Annotated in this window: 2 protein-coding genes; one reads left to right on the top strand and one right to left on the bottom strand. The window is 73.4% G+C overall.

Going from position 1 to position 1,709, the window contains the following annotated elements; all coding sequences use genetic code 11:
- Nucleotides 1-260 precede the first annotated feature (260 nt).
- Nucleotides 261-827 (top strand): TetR/AcrR family transcriptional regulator, encoded by a 567-nt coding sequence (locus ACYVE7_RS33585; RefSeq protein WP_460370549.1) that lies wholly within the window; start codon nucleotides 261-263, stop codon nucleotides 825-827.
- Between the two features lie 120 nt (nucleotides 828-947).
- Here ACYVE7_RS33585 and ACYVE7_RS33580 read toward each other — a convergent pair.
- A partial coding sequence (locus ACYVE7_RS33580) for a sensor histidine kinase (protein ID WP_460370547.1) occupies nucleotides 948-1,709 on the bottom strand: 762 nt, incomplete at its 5' end.

Below are 1,709 nucleotides of genomic sequence, written 5' to 3'. Positions count from 1 at the left end.
GCTTGTCGGCGGCGGCCGCTTCGGCGCGCGCGGCCTCGTGCCGGACGACCCGGAACGCGCCGACCCGGCCGTCGAGCTCGTCGATCCGTTCCAGCGACGCCTCGACCAGCTCCTTCGCGCTGGCCTCCCCCGACGCCGCCAGCCGCGCCTGCTCCGCAAGACCCACGAACCCCATACCGCTCCTCCTAGTCGTTCGTTCGAACGAACGATACGATGGGACGACGGATTTGGGAAGATGGCCGGAACACGTTAGGGGCACCGTGAACGACGCACGCGAGCGCATTCTCGACGCCACCCTCCGCCTCGTCGGCGAGAAGGGCATCGGCGCCGTCACCAACCGGAGCGTCGCGACGGCCGCCGGGGTCTCCCTCGGCACCCTCACCTACCACTTCGCCAGCCAGACCGAACTGCTGCGCGAGACCCTCAACCGGTTCGTCGACGCCGAGATCGACCGGATCACCGCGATCATCCTGCGGCTCGCCGACGCGGGGCTCGCCCCCGAGCAGGCCGCCGCCGAGGTCGAGCGGGTGATCTCGGAGTTCACCAACGCGCCCGAGCACGTCGCCAATCTGGAGCTGCACCTGCACGCCAGCCGCGATCCCGAGCTGCGGATCGCCGCGACCCGCTCCGTCGACGCCTACGACCGGCTGACCGCGGCCGTCCTCGAAGGGCTGGGGATTCCCGAACCGGAGAGGTACGCGCCGACCGTCGTGGCCCTGTTCTACGGGCTCGCGGTGCGGCGGCTCGCGATCGGCGACGTCAACGCCACAGGCACCGCCGACGCGCTCCGGCACGTCCTCGCCGGGGCGCTGGCCGCCCGGAAGTAGAGGAGCGGGCCGGACCCCACCCCTGGGTCCAGCCCGCCCGTCGAAACCCCCACTACCCCCGCAACGCCGGGGTCAATCCCGAGGTTCCCACCGCATCGGGGAATCCTGTCGGAACGCCCGTCAGGACGGGCCCTCCCCTTTCAGCCACAACTGGATCTGGGCGCCGCCGAGCAGATCCGACCGGTCGACGCGGAGCTGGCCGCCGGTGGATTCGGCGAGCCGCCGCGCGATGTCGAGGCCCAGCCCGGTCGAGCCCTGCCCGCTCCCGCCGCGCGCCAGCGCCCGTTCCGGATCGGAGATGCCGGCGCCCGCGTCCGCGACGAACACCGCGACCGAATCCCGGCCCCGGTGCAGGGTGACGGCGAACGCGACCCCCTCCGCGGTGTACCGGAAGATGTTGCCGAGCAGGGCGTCGACGGCCGCGGCCAGCTCCGACCGCTCCACGGCCACCGGCACGGCCGTCTCGGCCCCGGTCAGATCCCAGGGCCTGGCCTGGTCCTCGGCGAGCACCGACCAGAACTCCAGCCGGTCGCGGAGCACTTCGGCGGCGTCGCAGACCCCGCGCCTGCCGCCGTCCCTGACCGTCCGGATGATCTGGTCGACCTCGCGTTCGAGCTGGTCGACGGCCTGCCTGGTCTGGTCGGCGACCGGGCCGTCGCCGAGCGCGCCCGCGTTCAGCCGCAGCGCGGCCAGCGGGGTACGGAGCCGGTGGGAGACGTCGGCGGCCATCTCCCGTTCGGCGGCCAGCAGGGTGACGACCCGGTCGGCCATCGTGTTGAACGCCCGCCCCGCCTCGACCAGTTCGGGCGGCCCGTCCGGCTCCACCCGGACGGCCAGATCACCCGAGCCCAGCGAACCGGCCGCCGAGGCGAGCCGCTGGGA

The sequence above is a fragment of the Actinocorallia lasiicapitis genome (assembly GCF_054778695.1).
This window is presented reverse-complemented; position numbering and strand designations above follow the sequence as displayed.